The organism is Sporomusa sp. GT1 (assembly GCF_014634905.1).
GTDB lineage: Bacteria > Bacillota > Negativicutes > Sporomusales > Sporomusaceae > Sporomusa > Sporomusa sphaeroides.
The window spans coordinates 18638-39044 of the sequence record NZ_BMBX01000017.1 but is presented as its reverse complement, the minus strand read 5'-3'; the positions used below and the strand labels follow the sequence as shown (position 1 = coordinate 39044).

Sequence of the window (20407 nt, the reverse complement as noted above, 5' to 3'; positions counted from 1 at the left end):
ACATCAGTTTAGGCAGTTTCCCCATGCTGCTCCGTTCCACGGAGTCTAATGATGCGGTTTTTATCGTCTACCATGACGACACGCGGCTGGTAAGTGACGGCCATTTCCCTCGTCATCATGGCATAAGTGATAATGATGACAGTATCTCCCGGCTGTACCAGCCGGGCGGCAGCCCCATTCAAGCAGATGATGCCGCTCCCCGCTTTGCCGGCAATAACATAGGTTTCCAGACGGTTGCCATTATTATTGTTCACGACTTGTACTTTTTCGCCTGGCAAAATATCGGCAGCTTCTAACAAATTTTCATCGATAGTGATACTGCCCATATAGTTTAGGTTAGCTTCTGTCACTGTTGCGCGATGTATCTTGGATTTAAACATGGTTAAGAACATGTCGCCACCTCCAGCATAGCATTGTCAATCAGGCGGGTTTGTCCAATGCGAACTGCCAATGCCAGAAGCCCTGCTTTTTCTAACCGCTCACGGGGCCTGAGATCATCGGGATGGACTAACTCAACATAGTCGATAACAGCCAACGGTTCTTGCTGAATAAAAGCAGTAACAGTTTCAACAATAGTTTTAGTGTCGCGCTCACCGGCCTCAATAAGATGTCTGGCTTGTTCGAGACTGCGGGATAAAACCAACGCTGCCTGTCGTTCATCCACGGACAAGTATGCATTACGTGAACTCAGAGCCAGTCCGTCGCTCTCGCGAATGATGGGCAATACCCTGATTTGGATATCGAAGCAAAGGTCTTCTGTCATTCGTTTGAGAACTTGTACTTGTTGAGCATCTTTTTGTCCAAAGTAGGCCCTGTCCGGCTGAACGATATTAAACAAGCGGCTGACCACTGTCGTAACACCGCGAAAATGTCCGGGGCGCGTTCGCCCACACAGATTTTCTGTTAACCCTCCAACAACCTCTACCCAGGTAGCATTGCCTGTGTGATAAATCTCTTCTAGCGGTGGATGGAATAGGGCAGTTACCCCTGCCGCCGCCGCTAATCGGGCATCTTCCTCCAAGCTACGGGGATATTTGGAAAAATCTTCATTGGGGCCAAATTGCGTTGGATTCACAAAAATAGTGGCCACCACATTATCATTTTCTGCTGCGGCCGTACGCATTAAGGAAAGGTGACCTTCGTGTAAGGCTCCCATAGTAGGTACAAGCCCAACCGTTTGTTGACGCTGGCGTACCTCTTTCAGAAATGCGCGAAGTTCAGCTCTTGTTTCAAAAAGTTGCATATGTAACAATTCCTTTCTTGTATAATTATTTATTAATAAAGTTTTTTACTGCTGCCATAGCTTTCCTGGAAGGAGCCAATTAGTTTTCCCTCCATACAGTTTCCTTATAAAAATTAAAAGCCTTTCGGCCGAAGCCGAAAGGCATAGAAAACAAAACAAGGACGGTCAATTACCGACATTATCATGAGCTTTCTGAACCCTCCGTCTCGGTTCGTTCGAATCCAAGCAGAGCTCCAAAGGCTATGCAGTTTTAGCCGTCAATAGACTAGAATGTGTAACTCCATATGGATGCTACCATGTCTCTAATCCTATTTGATCATATCACATACAGGAGAATATATGCAAGCAGTAACGGGAAACCATCTGCCTATAAGAAAGGAGTATGTTATAATAATATGTAATTATAATTATACGCTAACATAATGTTAGCGATAAAACTATAAACTTGCACTTAACAGCAATTTTTTAACAGATAGGCGCAAACATTTAATTTTGACTTAAGGAGAGATAAAATGAACGGGTATGTTTTCTTAGGCATAGCTATTGCACTAGAAGTGTTTTCAACATCTATGCTTAAATATTCGGAAGGTTTTACTAAGCTCTACCCTAGTCTTGCTTTTATAGTAGGAATGAGTGCTTCATTTTATGCAGTTGCTCAAGCTATGACTGTTATTCCATTAAATATCGTCTATGCAATCTGGGCTGGATTAGGAACGGTTTTGACTGCATTAGTGGCTATCTTGATTTGGCAAGAATCCATCAATCTATACAGCGGTATAGGTATCTTGTTAATTGTCATCGGGGTAGTAATGCTCAACTTAAGAGGACCTGTTCATTAAATTATTTTAATACGTCTAAACCCTGTTTCCTTAACCTCTCCCAGACAGTAAAAGGCAGATAAAAACCCGCTTTCCGGCCTAGTGGTCTGAAAACGGGTTTGTTAATATTTATATTTTTAAAAATGGGCGGTAAGTTGAACAGGGCACCAATTATGAAAACAGGAGGGCAATGATTATGCACAGGGAATATGCTTATAAGTATGGTAAGACGAAAGTCCACTTCACCCTGGATGCAGATTTAATAATCGATGAACTTTGTATTAAAGAGTATCCGAGTTTGCCTGACCCTGTGGAGTCAGTCAAAGCGGCAATCCGTAATCCTATTGGGGCAAGGCCGTTGCGGGCCGGTTTGTGAATGAAGTGTATGGAGTTCCGGTTAGGAAAGAAGCTGATCTGGTTATCGCTTCCTGCGGCGGCTACCCTAAAGATATCAACGTGTATCAATTGCAGAAGACTATGGATAATACCTGGTGTGCGGTACGTGAGGGCGGTGTGGTGATTATCCTTGGTGAATGTGCGGAGGGTTCCGGATCAGCAGCATACGAAAAAACTATGCAGAAATATGTAACACCAGAGCAGGTAGCAGCTGCCGTCAAAGCCGATTTCCAGATAGGAGCACATAAAGCGTATGCCGTCACCCGGCTGATGAAAAAAGCCGAATTTATTTTAGTTTCTTCCATGGAACCGGAGCTTGCCAAGCTGTTACTCTTCACTCCAGCTAAGGACTTGGAGGAAGCGTTAAAAATTGCTTTCACTAAACTTGGATCATCACAGCCTGGTATCACCCTTATGCCAATGGGGAGTCTTACCGTTCCCTTAATCAATAATGGGTAAAACTAATAGGCACTGCTTTATCTGTTATTTATTAGTTGATTATGGCCTGTAAAATATTTCCGGAAACGAAGCGCGACATTAACTAAACCAATCATTACCGGCACCTCAATCAGCGGCCCGATAACTGCGGCAAACGCCTGACCGGAATTTATACCGAAAATGGCTACGGCTACTGCAATTGCCAGTTCAAAATTATTGCTGGCCGCAGTAAATGCTAGTGTAGTTGTCTGCTCATAGTTTACACCAGCACGGTGACTTAAGAAAAAAGAAACTAAAAACATAACAGCAAAATAAATAATTAATGGAATAGCAATGCGTACTACATCCATAGGTAGTTTAATAATATAGCTGCCTTTTAGGGAAAACATAATCACGATGGTAAATAATAAAGAAATTAATGCTAACGGACTAATTTTAGGGATAAAAGTCTTTTCGTACCACTCACGTCCATTTACCGGCAATAAGATGCGTCTTGTCAAATATCCGGCCACAAAGGGTATCCCCAGATATATTGCCACACTCATAGCAACATCTTTCATAGATACATCTATCTGCATTCCCGTAAAACCAATCCATCCAGGGAGTACAGTAATGAAAAAATAGGCAAACACTGAATATAATACAAGCTGAAAAATTGAATTGAGAGCTACTAGTGCAGCCGCGTATTCGTTGTCGCCTTCGGCTAGTGAATTCCATAGTATTACCATCGCTATGCACCGAGCCAAACCAATAAGTATTAACCCGACCATATAGTCCGGCTTATCTGCTAAAAAGATTATGGCTAGTGCAAACATCAAAACCGGACCGATTATCCAGTTTTGCACCAATGACAGCAATACAACCTTACCATTACTAAATACTTTCCCAATTTCCTCATACTTGACCTTTGCTAAAGGTGGATACATCATCACAATTAGACCAATCGCAATCGGAATGGACGTTGTACCTATTGACAAGGAATCCAACCAGTTAGCCATTCCCGGGAAGATGTAACCAATTCCAACGCCCATAGCCATAGCTAGGAAAATCCATAGTGTTAGGTATTGGTCTAAAAAAGATAATCTTTTTTGAGCATTTGTCATTTTTACTAATCCCCCTTAACGTTTCATCACTCATTTCTATACCACGATGAACCGACTTTTATCATTGTCTGTCTCTCAACGCAACGATAGCCTCTATAAAATGAATGTAGTACTAAGTCAAGGACAAGCAATTATTTGTCGGGACCAGAGGCACTCGGCACATGAAATATGATTGCCCCAGCAATCCATTTCGTTGCTTTCCGTATAATTGCAGCCGTCAAGCAATCTGCAATCTGTACAGGACGGAAAATCGTAATCGCAGACCTTCTGCCTAAACTGGACATAGTCTGGCTCCATCCATACAGCAGCCAGGCTTTTTTCATTTACATTCCCCAGGTAATACGGATACATTTGTTTTTTTCGTCCATAGATATAACAATGATAGGTGTGCATTAAAGCATAGCAGGGACTAATAAATCCTTGATGGTTGATGCATAAGGCTTTGTCCTGAATAAACTTGCAGTCCCGTTCTGTCCGTAATTTCATATTTGCCATCTGTGCTTTAACCGACATCAACAACGAGTTATGACCGAACAGGCACCCGGTATCATCAATATCGTAAATAATTTCATCTTTCATGGATTCATGATAAGGCAATAAATTGGTGACTATAACCTGGCGGGCATCCAGTTCCCAAGCCAGCCGGATCAAATTCGGCAATCTGGCAAAATTCTTTTTCATTGCCACAAACTCAATACCTAATTCCGGTTTAGTAAGCTTTTGTTCTTTTTTTAACTCCTGTAATCTGACGATATTATGATAAACACTATTAAAATTGGCTCCCGGCCGGATTTCATTATATTCTTCCTCGTCAGAGCTGTCTAATGAAGTGTACAGAATATCCAGCTTTAGTTCGATAAGCTGCTGGAGAATTTCTTCCCGCAAATACGAACCGTTTGTGATCATCTCGACCTTTAGGCCAAGCTCTTTTACTGCCTGCAGCATATCAAAAATCTGCGGATGCATTAACGGCTCACCAAAACCGCCAAAGTGAACCGTCGTCAGCTCCGGCAACTCTTTTAAGCTATTTACTATGTTTTTGAAGGTTTCCCAGCTCATATGGGTCAGTTCATCCTGCCAGGAATTGCGGATACAAGTAATACAGGAAAAGTTGCATTTGGTCGTAACCTCCAAATACACTTTTTTTACATCTGGACGCAATAAACTAATCCTATAGCCATCGGCAGTTCTGACTACCAGAGCCGCTTGTTCCGCCGCCAGCGATATTGGTAATTGAATATGGCCGTCTTGGCTAATCCATGCGTGTACCCTCTCCTTCGTCTGCCTAATACCGCTTACCATGTCTGGCCGCTTCATCCCTATTCCCCCCATAGCTTGCAAGAATTCACCTGTTTACCATCTACAAAGCGTGCAGCTTTTCGCCTTGCAATTCATCCGCACTCCAGCCAATTAGGGCAAAGCTGCCGTTTGTATGACTGTCAACCTTGTTGATCCACTCGATTTCATTACTGGCCTTGGCTCTCAGCAAGGCATTGGTGGTACCTGAATGATACAGCGATGCATTAATAACCCACCATTTGCTGTGAATACCGGCACGTTTCAAATCTTCTTCCAGCCGCATGGCCTCATATACAGGGGTTGCTTCGGCAAGGGCAGTAATAATAACCTCAGTTTCTGCTGCGTTCCTCAGGCGGGGCAGCAGGTTTTTCACTGATTCGGGGATTTCTCCCTGTGTCCGTTTTACTTCCTTGTGATAGCTTTGCGTTGCGTCCAAGAGTAGCAGCGTATGGCCTGTCGGGGCAGTATCAATGACAACAACCTGTTCTTCGGACTTTTCGACAATTTGCGCAAACGCCCGGAAAACGGCTATCTCCTGGGTGCAGGGAGAACGTAAATCTTCCTCTACATAGGCAACATCATCTTCAGACATGGTTTCCCGAGCCTTATCTAACACTTCTTGCTGATATTTCCGAAGCTCTTCCTGTTCATCAATATAGCTCATAGTGACACCACTATTTTCATCAAGCACAAATTTAAGGTGGGCCGCAGGGTCTGTGGTAGTAAGATGTACTTTTTTCCCCTTGGCAGATAAGCCTAAGGCAATGGCTGCGGCAACCGTTGTTTTGCCTACGCCGCCCTTGCCCATTGTGAAAATCACCTTTTTGCCTGTTGCTGCCAATTCATCAACAACAGCTTGCAAGCGGGGGATAGATTGTGCATTCACACTCTCATTTTTAACAACAGCATGGTCTTGTGTTAAAAAGGCGCGGATATTCTCTATACCTGTGATATTGTAGGCGCGCAGTGGTATGGAATACCCTGTGATGGTTTTAAGGCCGTCAGGCAATCCCGCTAGTGCGGCTTGCTGCTTCTGATATAGCTTTTCGGAAATGGTGTCATCATGCTCTCTAAGCTCACCGTTAATAATTAAGACTTGATTATTAACACCTAACTGCGCCAATTCGTTGGATGCCCGCTCTGCTTCTTTAAGCGGCGTGACTTCGGGGCGGGATACCAGCAGCAAGGTGGTTTTGTTGCCGTCAGCCAGTGTTTTCACTGCTTTTTTATACATATCCTTTTTGTCTTCCAAACCGGCAAGCTGCCCTAAACAGGATGCTCCATGTGTACTTTCACTGATGAAATTACTCCAGGCAGAGGGTAGTTGCAGCATTCTCAAGGTATGCCCGGTGGGAGCGGTATCAAATATAATATAGTCGTATTCCTTTTCCGTAGTTCCGTTTGTGATGAAATTAGAAAATTCATTGAAAGCGGCAATCTCCACCGTACAGGAGCCGGATAATTGTTCTTCCATATTGGCGATAACCGAATCCGGCAGTTTGCCGCGATAAGGCGCGACAACACTTTCACGGTATTCTGCCGCTGCTTGGATGGGGTCAAGATTTGCGACAACCAGGTTGGGCACTTCCTTAATTGGTTTACCCTTACTGTCAAGCTCTGTTGTAAATACATCCTGCAAGTTGGAGGCTGGGTCGGTGCTGATTAGTAAGACCTTTTTACCGTTGTCGGCAAGTGTCACCGCTGTAGCACAGGCGACAGAGGTTTTGCCAACACCGCCTTTACCGGTGTAAAACAAATATTTTGTTAATGGTATCTCACGCGGATTAAATGCTTGCACACTCTTGCCCCCCTAATGGTTTCATCTTTTTACTTCTTAACAGCATTTCCCATCAGAGCCGCAGCAACCACCTTTATTGGCAGTTTTCGGCTCACTCAGATAGCTTTCGGGGATGCCAAGCAGTTTAATGAATTCATCATTGGCAGGGTAGCGGCCTGTTATGATAATTTCGTTATCAAGTAGGACTGCCGGTAATCCCTCCGGGCCTTTTTCATTGATATATTGATTGATTACTTTGTTATTGACAAACTCCATAGGCGCATTGCTCAGGTTATGCCGTTTTACTTCCACACCATTCTTTTTAAGGGCATTCAATACGGTTGATATACGGATTAGCTCAGGATCGACACTAACACCGCAAATGCCGGTTTCACAACACATAGCAGGTTCATAGATAGCCATTTTTTTCATGACAACATCTCTCCTTGAATTCATTTCCAGTTACAGACTCCCTCACTATTACAGATACAATCTGCCTTGCTACTGGTGATATTGCTTAAAAATGCTTTGAAATCCTCAACCATTTTTTCATCTAACGAATAGTAAGTCCATTTTCCCTCTTTACGCCCTTTTACCAAGCCAGAGTCACAAAGGATTTTCATATGATGGGATAAAGTCGGCTGTGTGATGTTGAATTTTTCTAAAATTTTACAGGCGCATAACTCCCCGCAGGAAAGCATATCAACAATCATCAAACGATTAGTATCTGCTAGTGCTTTGAAAAGCCCGACATTGCAAACATAGATATCTTCCATAGAATCACCTCGCATAGATGTTTATCTATGTATTATTGTATGCTGTTATATAGATAAATGTCAATATGTTTTAACGTATTTTCCCAATACAAGGATTTTTCTGCTTCTGCTTGTAACATCAGAACATAAGGGCAGGAAAAACGGCGTTCCTATTTCCGTAAGGGAATTAGTAAACGCCGCCGGTGGATATGTTTGTGCAGACGATGCACGTGGAGTGCACAGTTTGGCTGAAAAAACACAGCCCGTGAAGCCTTATGAGTAAAGCTTCACGGCTGTGGAAACTATTATATATGCTTCCCTTGAGCGTGGCTAAACATATTCGGGCATGCTGTCGATTAAGCAGCCCTTTCACATCGGTATTTGACCTGTTTTAAAACCCAGCTATCTCGCAGAGTCGGTTTCTATTGTAATAAAAATTAAAAGGATTATATTTGAAATAATAAACATAGATCCTGGTTCTTGAAATAGGGGCGGGATGGCCGTAAAAATTTCGTGGTTTTATTGTTCAGTGTCTGTTTTCTCATTTTTTTCCATAGCAAGAGGTTTGGCAGCCGCCGGCTGTAGACCCCCAAAAACCTGATTTAACCCATTCCTAAAGGAGTAACCTTGTTCGAGGCTAAGAATTAAAAGCAGAAGTCCTCTGGCAACTAATCCATCAGTAAACATATATATAAACTGATAAAAGTAATTCCAGTTATGTAATTGAAAAATACCAATCAGAGAATATAACGGGAAAAGTACAAAAGAAAGAACTGCCGATCCGGCAGCTGCCCACAATGCATAAATTTTCCATGAAGTAGAATACTGTTGGGCAAGCATAAATAATACCGGAGCTTTAGTTATGCTTACGATAAACAAGGGTGGAATAAACGGTATGGGCCGAATTTTGTATTCGGTTACTCCGAATAATTCAATTAAGACAAGTTCTCCTATTACAAAACCTATAACCCATTAGTAAAAGCTGGCTTAACCTGTTAGTATCAACTAACTTCAGCCAGATGACATAAATAATGGCCAGTACACCCAATGTAAAGAACCAACCGAAGGAAAAAAGCTCTGTCGATACCCATTGCTGGTAGGATTGAGAAGCAAGTAATCTCGAGGTTTCATATAGTGTTGGCATTTTATTTCCCCCTATAATTGATCTAGATTATCTTAGTAGTCTGTCTAAACAGGAGGAGACTATTCTTTTCATTACAGGGGATTATCAGATCAGGGAAGGTAATGATAGGCCGGATCGACTATTGGAGATACTTACTATATCATTGGAGGGAATGCCTAACAATGTCAAATATCGACAAAAAAATACAATTCTCTTATTTGATAAACAGTGGTAGGGCATGTAGCAGACAGCGTATTTGGGGTTGGAGCATTGATAAAGTGAAAAAGCCTTGAACCAATAGGTTCTAAGGCTTTTAATTTTTCATTTTAGCCAGTGGAGCAGGTGGTTTTTGCGCTCCACTGCTAAAGTATAAGTCTGGCAATAGGCATTTTGGCGCAGAAGGCTAAGGTATTACGTGAGTACAGTTGGGCTAAATAATTGGGCAGCTAATATCATTGTGAACTTGTCCAGGTTATACCAGTGATATAATTTTCGAGGCTTCGTTTTATATCAGATGATCAATTGTAAATAGAAATCATTACTATACAATAAAAATAAGATTTTGTAATCAGATAAATCCTGAAGCAAAATCCCCAAAATGCTCAAATGATATAGAGGGAGGTACAGACAGAACAGGGCCAGCGAGGTGACTTCCAACGGCTTTGGCATGATGAGCACTAGCTTTATGCCAAAGCTGGCCCGGCTGGAAAGGCTGATATAAAGTAAGACTGCTTCAGGTGGAATTTTACCTCCATCTGAGCTTAGTCGTACTTATCCAGGGACTTAGTCGCCCTTACTCCCGCTTGGAGAAGCGGGAGTCTTAGATCGAGTTAGTCATCAGAAAAACCTGCATTCGGTTTTCATTCGGGCGGGTGCGGCCAGGTGTCGAGATAAGCAGCGACAGTTTAGCACCGGGGCAAAGCTAGAAGAATAATTCAACCTGCGTTCGGTAAACCTGGCTTTTTTGGTCGCTAACGATGTCGGTATAATTCATATATTTTGCACTCCATTTGATATTGTCAGCCAGCATGCAGGCCACTCCGGCAGCAATGCCGCGGTTGCCGTTGTTGTTATGCCAGCCGTCCATATCCGGGATGTCCGTATCAGCGTTGATAGTGGCATTAGGCGTTGCCTGAAGCCAGTGCAGCCAGGCGCCTGCCTGCCCTTTTTTAGCCAGCGGGGTCTTTCCGCCGCGATAATTAAACCCGGCAATATAGGATTTGTTGCCAGGACCGGAGGCAGGGGCGAAGGCATAATCTACGGTCAGCGTGAGCAGGTCATTACAGGGAAGATCCAGGCCGACTGCACCCAGCTTTTTAGTGCCGGCCGTTTGATCCTGTGTAAAAAAACCGCCCCGCAGGTTAATTCCGGAAGACAATTTGGTCGTAAAATGAAGGGCCCGGTAGTGTTGATTGCTGTGCCGCCAGCCCTTGTCTTTGGCTATCACGGCTGTGGTGCGCAGTTTGTGGCCCAATATCAGCTTTATGCCGTCCAGACGGGCATCGCCATGGAGCAGTCCATTCATCGGCCAATATTTGAATGAGCCGACCGTCACGTCCGTCATTTTGATCTGACCGTTGACGGCTACACGGTACAGGTCAAAGGGGTCTTCGGTTTTGCCGGTAGCGTTTTTCGCATGCGCGATAACAGCCGTCACTGTCCAGTTGTCCTGCAGCTTAATTTGTGGATATAATTCCAGGTTATAGCTAAAGCCGTTGCGATAGGTGCTGCCGGACGGAATCTTATGACCGTCTGCCTGTTTCACATTGAATCTGGCGTCAATCAGTCCGGTAAGGGTGAAATCGTTGGCCCGGACGCTCTGGGGTATGAGTAGGAGAGCGGAAATAGCAATAGAGAAAAAGAGCAAACAATACGCTTTCATCATTACCTCCTGGATTTGCTGATACCGCTTAGCCGGTATTGCTGATACCTTGGTTCTGCTGCCGGATATACGCGGCAGCTTGGTTGGCCGGCAGAGCGGGACTATAGAGATAGCCCTGGTAGATTCCACAGCCGAGCTGGGCCAGTTTTTGCCGCTGCAGTTCGGTCTCAACAAATTCTGTGATGGTTTCAATATGGAGGGAAGCACACAAACTGGTGATGGAGGCAATGATTTCCTGGCTGTTCTTGTCGGTCAGGACATCCTGGCTGAGGATGCGGTCAATTTTGAGGATGTCGATGGGATAGTTTTTGAGATAGAGGAGCGAGGTATGGCCGGCTCCGAAATCATCAATGGCAATACGCACGCCGGTTTGGCGTATATTGTGCAAAATGGCGTTGGTGGCGGCAGGGTTTTTTAAGGCTGCAGTCTCGGTGATTTCAATCTCCAACTGACTAGCCGAGAGGCCGGCGGCGCTGAGGGCGTCGGCTATATCCCGGTCCAGGGTTTCACATTCGAGCTGGAGGGCCGAAACATTGACTGCTATCCGCTGACCGGAATTGCCAGCATTTTCCCATTCTTTCTGCTGCCGACAGGCTTCCCGGAGTACCCAGCGGCCGAGATCGAGGATGAGCCCGCTTTCTTCCGCGATGGTGATCGTAATCGGTGGCGCAATCCGGCCATAGTGCTGATGGGGCCAGCGCAGCAGGGCTTCGATGCCGATTACGCGGCCAGCGGCATTGACCTGGGGCTGGTATTCAAGGCAGAGCCTGTCCCCGGCCAGATCCTCTTTGAGATCGGCATACAAACGGCGGGCCAGAGCACCGACCGCATCCTGCCGGTCGAGATACGGTTTGGTGAGGTGGACCGGTCTGGTCTCAATTTCCTCCAGGAAATCAGAAAAAGCCTGCCAAAGAGCGGCCTGACGGCTCTTTTCGTGCAGGCGGACAAAGGGGAAATACATAACGGTCCCTATAGTCAGGGTCAAGAGCTGCAGGATGACGCCTGCTATGGAACCGGTAGCGAGATAGGCATTCAAAATCGGTGGAGTGGTCCAGCCGACAGGCTGGGTGATGGGAGGGACCAGCCCGCTAATAATCGCAAAATAGGCCAGTAATATGCTGATAACAGGGACGAGAAGAAATGGCAGGAAATAGACGGGGTTAAACAGGATGGGCAGGCCAAAGATCAGAACCTCATTAATGTTAAAAAGGCCGGGAAGCAGGGCGAATTTGATTAGAGGATCGGTCTTGGCCCGGCGTGAGGCGAGAAAGAAGGCAAGGATGAGGCACAGAGACGAACCGGAACCGCCAAGATAGGCGAAAGTTTCCAGAAAGGTTTTGTTCAGGGCCGGTGCCGCAGTGCTGACGTTGCCCAAAGTCGTATGGGCTATCGTATAGACGTCGACAAGATCAATGCGGTCTAAGATGGCGTGCAGGATGTTGATGCCGTGCAAGCCGCATAACCAGAGCAAATGGGAGAGCAAGGTAAAGAGCAAAAGCTGGGCAAGCTGGTTTTCCACAGTGCCAAACAACTGGCGAAGCCAGGCGTAGAAGGGTGCGCTCAAATGGGTAAATACGACGGTGTCTGAAGCCATCTTGGCCGCAGCGAAAATCAGAATGGTCAGCGTGAGCGCCGGCAAAATGCGTGTAATCTGAGTCAGTATGGGGTCGACGCTGTTTGGGGTATACTTGATGATGAGCGCTGGCCGGCAGGCCAGCCAGGCAAACAGTTCGGTCGTGACTACGGCAGTGACGATGGCGGGAAAGGTGCTGATGATGCCGTAACTGGGGGTAGGCATAGAACCCGCCGCGCCCTTCATCACCGGTTGCATCCAGACAATGAAGCAGGAGAGGGATAACAGGGAAATCAGAAAAGGGTTGAACTGTTTCCGGCAAAGCACAGGATGTTCTTTGGCCAGGAAATAGCTGATAGCAATGACAAACACGAGGGACAGGATATTATAGGTACCTTCGATGATGCGATTGGCAAACAGGTCGGCATTTGTGCCAAGATGGCGGGATAAAAACTCCTGATAGGCTGCAAAAGGCAGACTGATGAACATGATGGTCAGGGAACCAAGCAGGACAAGGGGCATGCTTGCTACCATGCCCTGCCTGATGGCGGTTAGATGACGCTGACGGGACAGATTTTCCAAAAAAGCAAGCAAGCTGGTTGAACTCATAAACTATTCCATAAACCTCCTTGCGCTTGTTTATATAAATGTAAACGCCTCGATTTTTTTTTAGGATTGATGAGGATATTTGGCGAGTATTATCAAAGAATGTTCTGCAATACATAATATAATGCTAATAAGAAAATGGGAGAAGCGTCAATTCTGCCGTGGATATAATTCGGAGCGGTACAGATTATACCAGGCAGCAGGCAGCCGGGTTGCTATTATTATCTAATCAATAAAACGGTGATATATATAATTTAGTTAGGTAAAAGGCAGGTGGGGCGTGATGAATCAGTATGCCGATGCGACTGGCAATGACAGTGGCACGATGACAGAGGATGTAGATGAAGAAATTCGACAGAAGGCGTACCTCCAGATGCTGACGGGGCTGATGAACCATGTCATCTGGCGGCTCGACTTGGAGACGATGACAGTGACCTATGTCAGTCCGTCAATCAAACAGGTGCGGGGATACGAACCGGAGGAGCTTATCGGCCGTCCAATGGAAGAGATGTTGACGCCGGCATCTTACCGGCAGGTTTTGCAGAAACTGCCAGGCTGGCTGGAGCGAATTCCCTCTGCCACCACCGGGGATGTCCATCTGCTTGATATTGTTGAACAGCCGCACAAGGACGGAACGACTGTGTGGACGGAAATGGCTCTTTGTTTTTTCCGTCGGGCTGACGGCGGGTTCGAAGAGATCGGGATCAGTCGCAGCCTCGGCCAGCAGAAAAATCTGGCAGATCTATTTCACCAACTAGCCGACAACGAACGGTTTCTGCAGGTGATCTGGGACGTCGCGCCTTGCATGCTTGGCTGCGTGGACAGTGAGGGACGGTTTTTATTGATTAACCAGCGTTTTGCTGATAATCGCGGCATCGACCAGGACCGTGCGCGGGAATACTACTTCTTCGAGGTTGTGCCGGCCGGTTTGGAGGAGAAACACAAGCAACTGTTTGCCGAATGCTTGACAGGTAAAACAATGGAATTTATCGATATGTACCGGCCGGCGGAGGTGGTCGGTGATTTCTGGACCTACGGCAAGTATCAGCCGGTTTTATCGGTGGACGGCCAGGTGAAAAAGGTCGTTGTGGCGGCTATGGATGTGACCGGAGAGCAGGAGATGAAGCGGCAACTGCTGGAGGCGGAAAAAATCGGTGGTACGGGCAGCTGGCATCTCATCCTGCAGGACGGAAGGTTCCGTTGCTCGGACGGGCTGCTGGCACTGTATGGCACGAACCGGAAGGAACTGGAGGCAGAGGGCCGGAATGTTTTCTGGACGCGGCTTGAACCAGAGAGTGCGGCCCAGCTTAAATGTTGGGAAGACCTTGATTGGCTATCCGGACAGGACAAGCTGGGGCTCGAAGTGCCGCTAACGCTGCCTGACGGGACCAAGCGGCTGGTATGGGTCAGCGGCGAAGTACGGACCGATTCCAGTGGCCGCCCATATGAAATTTATGGCACAGTCACTGATATCACCCGGCAGCGGGCGATGGAAGAGGCCAAACGGGAGGCGGAGCTGAGGCTGCGGGAGTTTTCCCGGGCTATGCCGGGAGCCGGAATGATCGTGGATACGGCGGGAACGGTAGTGGAGGTGTTTGATAATAATCAACTGCTGGTTGCAGACGCGGAGACAGCCTGGACCGGACAAAACCTTGCCGGATTATTGCCGGACGAATTAGCGCACCGGCTCCTGTGGGGAATCGGCTATGTAACCGAACAGGGTATGCTGCGGTTTGAGGAGTGTATGTTGGAACTTGCCCGGGGACAGCGGATATTTGATGTGCGGATTGCGCCCTTGAGTTACCGGTGGGAGGGAAAGGCGACTGCCGCCTGCTATTGGACGGATATTACAGACCAGAACCAAACGAAAAAACTGCTGGAGTTAACTTATGAAAAGCGGCGGCAGCGGGACCTGCTAAATGATTTGGCCGAAGGGAAAATTACGCCATCGCAGGAACTTCTCGACCAGGCATGGCAGGTAAAGCTCAATCTGGCGCAGGACTTTTCCTGTTATTTGCTGGCTCTGAAAACCTGGGCGGGCAAGCCGATCGACGACTGGCAGGAACGGCGAGAGGAACTTCAGCCGGTCCTTGAAGCGCTGATGGCGGGCCTAGCCGGCGAACCGGGCGTCATTGTCTGGGAGAGCAAGGGCGGGATTGCCATCCTTGTTCCGGTAGGGACGGACGGAAAGATGGACCAGGCCCGGGAACTGGAGCAGGCCAGGTATTGGCTGGAAGTGGTGGGTCAGTATGCGCCGGAGGCCAGGTTTAGCATCGGGATTGCTGAGTTTCACTCCGGCACGTTCTGGCAGTTTGCCAAAGTGTACGGACAGGCCCGTACGGCGGTGGAACTGGGCCGCAAGCTAGGGATGGATCAGGTAGTGCATCATTATCTGGATATTGGGGTCTTTCAATTTTTTCCGGCCATACGGGATAAAAGCCATGTACTGGACTTTGTTGAGCGGATGCTGGGCAAACTGGAGGAATATGACCGAAGCCAGGGAACCGAACTGCTCGGTACGCTGGAGAAGATCCTGCAAACGAATAATCTAAAGCTGGTGGCCAAAAAGCTTTACGTACATCGTCAGACTATTCTGTTTCGCAAACAGCGGATTGAAGCGGTGCTGGGGGTCTCGCTGGATGACTTTGAGATCAGGTTGGCACTGGGAATGGCGCTCAAGTTTCGACAGGTATACAATGAAAAAATCTAGGAGTATTATTTGCAAACCAAAAACAGAAAAGGGTGTTGCAAAATGCTTCATAAAAAATAGACTGTCCAACTTTAACGGACAAAGTTAGAAAGGGCTATTGTAAGATACAATAAATTAAACAGCATGGCGTCGTTTTTCTAACGGCGCCATTTTTGTTTTTTGCGTTCATTACGAAAGCACATTTATGTAATACTGCATATAATGGGATAGAGTGTTTTTTGTATGTAGTATTATGTGGAGGTTAGCATATGGACAGAAAATATCATAGAGATAAAGCTGAAGATATCAGCCGTCGAATGGTAAGAAAAGTTTATCAGCACCACCATCACCATTGCGTGCAATTTGAAACGCCAGGTCCCTTGTCACATGGTAGCTGCGGTCATGAAGAGGAGTATTGCCACAAGCCTCCCCAAAAGGAATGCTGCCATTATCCTCACGAGCAAGACTGCTGTTGTGAACCCACGATTATAATTAACAACTGTTTAGGTTCCAACTTGTCGACAGGTCCTACCGGCCCCACGGGACCAACAGGAGCTACGGGAGTAACAGGACCAACTGGGCCGACAGGTGCTACAGGAGCAACAGGAGTAACCGGACCGACAGGCACTACGGGAGTAACAGGACCAACTGGGCCGACAGGCGCTACAGGAGTAACAGGACCAACTGGGCCGACAGGCGCTACAGGAGCAACAGGACCAACTGGGCCGACAGGCGCTACAGGAACAACGGGAGTAACCGGACCGACAGGAGCGACTGGACCTACTGGGCCTACTGGGCCTACGGGAACTTTTGATACCGGAGAAACTCTCTTTAACGTGATTGGCCCTGTAGGGACAGCCACTGTAGGGTTTGGTGAGAATTTAATCTTCCAATCCACGACACTGGATATTACTGTGACTGAAGGCTCTGCAATTGTGACAATTGAAGATATTACTCCTACCGGCCCTACAGGCCCGACCGGCGCTACAGGAGCAACTGGAGAAACTGGCCCTACAGGTCCTACAGGCGCGACCGGTGATACCGGAGCAACCGGTGCTACTGGACCTACCGGCCCGACAGGCGATACCGGAGCAACCGGAGAACCCGGTGCTATTGGCCCTACCGGCCCGACAGGCGATACCGGAGCAACCGGAGAACCCGGTGCTACTGGACCTACCGGCCCGACAGGCGATACCGGAGCAACCGGAGAAACCGGTGCTACTGGACCTACCGGCCCTACAGGCGATACCGGAGCAACCGGAGAAACCGGTGCTACTGGACCTACCGGCCCTACAGGCGATACCGGAGCAACCGGAGAAACCGGTGCTACTGGACCTACCGGTCCGACAGGCGATACCGGAGCAACCGGAGAAACCGGTGCTACTGGACCTACCGGCCCTACAGGCGATACCGGAGCAACCGGAGAAACCGGTGCTACTGGACCTACCGGCCCTACAGGCGATACCGGAGCAACCGGAGAAACCGGTGCTACTGGACCTACCGGTCCGACAGGCGATACCGGAGCAACCGGAGAAACCGGTGTTACAGGCCCTACAGGTCCTACTGGCGCTACGGGAGCAACTGGAGAAACCGGTGCTACTGGTTCGACAGGCCCGACCGGTGATACCGGAGCAACTGGAGAAACTGGAGCTACCGGCCCCGAAGCGATACTGGCTTATGGTGGTTTGTACAATGACAGCACTCAAATTATTACCATTCCTGCAGACGGTGAGGAAGGCGTTGTACTGCCAGAAAGTATGGCAAACACCAACGTGACGTTAGGGACTGACAGTATCACCATTGACATTGCTGGAGATTACCGTGTGGAATATTTTATTCAGCTACAGTCCACCAGTGGTGATTTCGGTGTGCTTGCCGGCGTACAAATCAATGGGCTGTTTTCGCAGCCGTCTTTGATTAGCACTATCGTATTAACCTCTGCTTTTGAGACGGTAACGCTCAGTGCTATTGTAACCCTGGCCGCAGGCGATGTGCTGACCTTGGCATTGTCAAGCGTTACCGGCGGGAGCGTTTTGTTTGGCGCAGGTACAAGTGCTAATCTGAGCGTAATGAGGTTGGGCACCTGATTTTTCTTCCTAAAACAACCAGCCCAGCAGGTCCCAACGGTAGCACCGGTACCATCATAAACCTGGCTATTGCATTTGCAGCAAATAACCAAAATGATAATATACCCATTAATTTGATTACGCCTACAATTATTCCTTTACCGGACCAACAAATATTATCGGTTGTTACAGTTAATGGAGCAAATACTGAGCTGTGAGACTACTGTGGCCGGACTATATCGTATTGCGTATGTCATTTATATTGTTACTACAGCGATAGAGGATAACAGTGAATGGTGTGGATGGGTGATGGTAATGTGCCGTCCCCCATCCACAGTAACGTTATAGAGAAAGAGAATACGATTCTGTGAGATGGTAGGATGATCCTGCCCACGCTAATCTAAACATATTAAGTTTTAGCGCTCATTATTATTAAAGCACGGTTATGTAATGCTACATATAATGATGTAAAGTGATTTTTTGTATGTAGTATTATATTGGAGGTTAGCGTATGGACAGAAAATACCATAGCGATAAAGTAGAAGATATCAGTTATCGCGGGCATCACCATTATCCTCACGAGCAAGACTGCTGTTGTGAACCTACGGTTATAATTAACAACTGTTTAGGTTCCAACTTATCGACCGGTCCTACCGGCCCCACGGGAGTAACAGGACCAACTGGACCGACAGGAGCAACAGGAGTAACCGGCCCGACAGGGCCCACTGGAGCTGACGGAGCAACCGGCCCGACAGGTGCTACCGGAGCCGACGGAGCGACCGGCCCGACAGGTGCTACCGGAGCTGACGGAGCGACCGGCCCGACAGGTGCTACCGGAGCTGACGGAGCGACTGGCCCAACAGGTGCTACCGGAGCTGATGGAGCGACCGGCCCGACAGGTGCTGCCGGAGCCGACGGAGCAACCGGCCCGACAGGACCCACTGGAGCCAACGGAGCGACTGGCCCGACAGGTGCTACCGGAGCCTCCGGAGCAACCGGCCTGACAGGACCCACTGGAGCCAACGGAGCGACTGGCCCGACAGGTGCTACCGGAGCTGACGGAGCGACCGGTCCGACAGGTGCTACAGGAGCCGACGGAGCGACCGGACCTACTGGGCCTACGGGAACTTTTGATACCGGAGAAACTCTCTTTAACGTGATTGGCCCTGTGGGGACAGCCATTGTAGGGTTTGGTGAGAATTTAATCTTCCAATCCACGACACTGGATATTACTGTGACTGAAGGCTCTGCAATTGTGACAATTGAAGATATTACTCCTACCGGTCCAACAGGTGCTACGGGAGCCACCGGTGATACTGGGGCAACAGGTGCTACGGGAGCCACCGGTGATACTGGGGTAACCGGCGCTACGGGAGCCACCGGTGATACTGGGGTAACCGGCGCCACTGGAGCCACAGGAGCAACAGGAGATACCGGGCCGACAGGTGCCACAGGAGCAACAGGAGATACCGGGCCGACAGGTGCAACTGGAGTAACAGGAGATACCGGGCCGACAGGTGCAACTGGAGTAACAGGAGATACCGGGCCAACAGGCGCCACTGGAGCAACGGGTGATACTGGGCCAACCGGCGCAACAGGAGCAACAGGAGATACCGGGCCGACTGGTGCAACTGGAGCAACAGGAGATACCGGGCCGACAGGCGCCACTGGAGCAACAGGTGATACGGGAGAAGTCGTTTTAGCTTTTGGATCTCTAAGAGGAAGTAGTGTAGAGACGCCAGGGGCAACATTCGAGTCCGTACCATTTAGTGTGGCTGGACCTTTATCAACTACTATCACAGTTAGTCTGTCGGGTAATGAATTAGTGGTGGGAGAAAGCGGAATTTATCAAATAACAATATCTATTAACGCTGAAGCCACTACTGATCCAGATCCGGATCAACCATATCTAAATGCTATTATTACTGTTAATGGTGTGCCAATTTTTGGCGATACTACTACCTTTTTCAAAATAGCTAATAGAAGTAGTTCAACGTTTGTCGTTCAAGCCGCTTTATCAGCAGGAGATGAAGTAGGAGCAAGTATTAGTACGGATTTTCCTGTTCTAGGTTATATGAATCGCTCTTTAACTGTTGTGCAATTAAGTTGATTTGATACCATACTGGGCAGTCCCGGCTTTCACGGGACTGCCCAGTATTTTTAAATATTGTCGTGTTTTCGCAGATGGTAAGGCGTTTGTTCTTTGAGTCGGAATTTTTGAATTAAGTGGCGCTATTCAAAGAGTTCCTTTTCTTTCGCTGCTCCACTTGTTCCTGAAAAATAAATTTAATAATCTGCTGCCTGGTTTTTTCATTAATTTTACTGAATCTTATCCCGGCGCTGTACTTGTCGCCCTCTTGCTCCGGCGGGATAATCCGGACAATCTCTCCTTCCGCCTGAAACTGTTCTTCTGGCCAAAAAGAAAATGTCATATTAAGTTTTGTTTTCACTGGCAGCGGTTTCGCCAAGATAACCTGCACCCCGCCGGCGCTGATATTTTTTGACACGGCAACTATGCTCTGTTCTGAGCCGGCTGCATCCGTTAATTCCATTTTTATTTCTACAGCAATGCTTAGTCTTACAAATTCTCTCATTTGAACCCGCTTAATAGTGTTTGGCAGCGAGATCTCCCACAGAGG

Annotated in this window: 17 protein-coding genes; 6 read left to right on the top strand and 11 right to left on the bottom strand. The window is 47.7% G+C overall.

All coding sequences use genetic code 11. From position 1 onward, the window contains the following. Positions 1 to 8 precede the first annotated feature (8 nt). Both panD and panC read right to left on the bottom strand, forming a co-directional pair. Positions 9 to 392: an aspartate 1-decarboxylase gene (panD, locus tag GT1_RS16510; RefSeq protein ID WP_188399634.1), complete on the bottom strand. Its 384-nt coding sequence runs from the start codon at positions 390 to 392 to the stop codon at positions 9 to 11. After that, on the bottom strand, positions 383 to 1243 hold the full coding sequence (gene panC / locus GT1_RS16505) for a pantoate--beta-alanine ligase (RefSeq protein ID WP_075756769.1): 861 nt from the start codon (positions 1241 to 1243) through the stop codon (positions 383 to 385). The genes panD and panC overlap by 10 nt, the downstream gene beginning before the upstream one ends. Before the next feature lie 512 nt (positions 1244 to 1755). On the opposite strand from panC, the gene GT1_RS16500 reads away from it, so the two are divergent. The 3 genes from GT1_RS16500 to GT1_RS16490 all read left to right on the top strand — a co-directional run bounded on the left by GT1_RS16500 (position 1756) and on the right by GT1_RS16490 (position 2916). Next, positions 1756 to 2082, top strand: a complete 327-nt coding sequence (locus GT1_RS16500) for a multidrug efflux SMR transporter (RefSeq protein WP_188399633.1) — start codon at positions 1756 to 1758, stop codon at positions 2080 to 2082. A gap of 175 nt (positions 2083 to 2257) precedes the next feature. Then, entirely contained in the window at positions 2258 to 2437 is a 180-nt protein-coding gene (locus GT1_RS16495) for a hypothetical protein (RefSeq protein WP_188399632.1), read from the top strand. Continuing rightward, positions 2434 to 2916, top strand: coding sequence for a hypothetical protein (locus tag GT1_RS16490; RefSeq protein ID WP_188399631.1), 483 nt, complete (start codon positions 2434 to 2436; stop codon positions 2914 to 2916). The genes GT1_RS16495 and GT1_RS16490 overlap by 4 nt, the downstream gene beginning before the upstream one ends. Before the next feature lie 17 nt (positions 2917 to 2933). On the opposite strand, the gene arsB is transcribed toward GT1_RS16490, so the two are convergent. From arsB to GT1_RS16450, 8 genes are all read right to left on the bottom strand, one after another. Beyond that, a complete protein-coding gene (arsB, locus tag GT1_RS16485) occupies positions 2934 to 3998 on the bottom strand; it encodes an ACR3 family arsenite efflux transporter (protein WP_188399630.1) in 1065 nt (354 codons plus the stop codon). A 117-nt stretch (positions 3999 to 4115) separates the two neighbouring features. Continuing rightward, positions 4116 to 5315, bottom strand: coding sequence for a tungsten cofactor oxidoreductase radical SAM maturase (locus GT1_RS16480; RefSeq protein ID WP_223226313.1), 1200 nt, complete (start codon positions 5313 to 5315; stop codon positions 4116 to 4118). Between the two features lie 43 nt (positions 5316 to 5358). After that, positions 5359 to 7095, bottom strand: a complete 1737-nt coding sequence (arsA, locus tag GT1_RS16475) for an arsenical pump-driving ATPase (RefSeq protein WP_188399629.1) — start codon at positions 7093 to 7095, stop codon at positions 5359 to 5361. A 36-nt stretch (positions 7096 to 7131) separates the two neighbouring features. Next, on the bottom strand, positions 7132 to 7530 hold the full coding sequence (gene arsD / locus GT1_RS16470) for an arsenite efflux transporter metallochaperone ArsD (protein ID WP_223226312.1): 399 nt from the start codon (positions 7528 to 7530) through the stop codon (positions 7132 to 7134). Then, entirely contained in the window at positions 7527 to 7850 is a 324-nt protein-coding gene (locus GT1_RS16465) for a helix-turn-helix transcriptional regulator (RefSeq protein WP_188399627.1), read from the bottom strand. Before GT1_RS16465 ends, arsD begins: the two co-directional genes overlap by 4 nt. Positions 7851 to 8348: 498 nt before the next feature. Beyond that, positions 8349 to 8669 carry a hypothetical protein gene (locus GT1_RS16460; RefSeq protein ID WP_223226311.1) on the bottom strand — a complete coding sequence of 107 codons (321 nt, stop codon included), beginning with the start codon at positions 8667 to 8669 and terminating at the stop codon, positions 8349 to 8351. 1205 nt (positions 8670 to 9874) lie between these two features. Further along, on the bottom strand, positions 9875 to 10837 hold the full coding sequence (locus GT1_RS16455; protein ID WP_188399625.1) for a hypothetical protein: 963 nt from the start codon (positions 10835 to 10837) through the stop codon (positions 9875 to 9877). A 25-nt stretch (positions 10838 to 10862) separates the two neighbouring features. Further along, on the bottom strand, positions 10863 to 13016 hold the full coding sequence (locus GT1_RS16450; RefSeq protein ID WP_188399624.1) for an EAL domain-containing protein: 2154 nt from the start codon (positions 13014 to 13016) through the stop codon (positions 10863 to 10865). Between the two features lie 280 nt (positions 13017 to 13296). Between GT1_RS16450 and GT1_RS16445 the strand changes: the two genes are divergently transcribed. From GT1_RS16445 to GT1_RS16435, 3 genes are all read left to right on the top strand, one after another. Beyond that, positions 13297 to 15723: a PAS domain-containing protein gene (locus tag GT1_RS16445; RefSeq protein ID WP_188399623.1), complete on the top strand. Its 2427-nt coding sequence runs from the start codon at positions 13297 to 13299 to the stop codon at positions 15721 to 15723. Between the two features lie 248 nt (positions 15724 to 15971). Beyond that, a complete protein-coding gene (locus GT1_RS16440; RefSeq protein WP_223226310.1) occupies positions 15972 to 17789 on the top strand; it encodes a hypothetical protein in 1818 nt (605 codons plus the stop codon). A 490-nt stretch (positions 17790 to 18279) separates the two neighbouring features. After that, the gene (locus GT1_RS16435; RefSeq protein ID WP_223226309.1) at positions 18280 to 19878 is read left to right on the top strand and encodes a hypothetical protein; all 1599 of its coding nucleotides are present in this window, start codon (positions 18280 to 18282) and stop codon (positions 19876 to 19878) included. A 112-nt stretch (positions 19879 to 19990) separates the two neighbouring features. Here GT1_RS16435 and GT1_RS22340 read toward each other — a convergent pair whose 3' ends face one another. Further along, entirely contained in the window at positions 19991 to 20362 is a 372-nt protein-coding gene (locus GT1_RS22340) for a flagellar brake protein (protein WP_223226322.1), read from the bottom strand. Positions 20363 to 20407 lie beyond the last annotated feature (45 nt).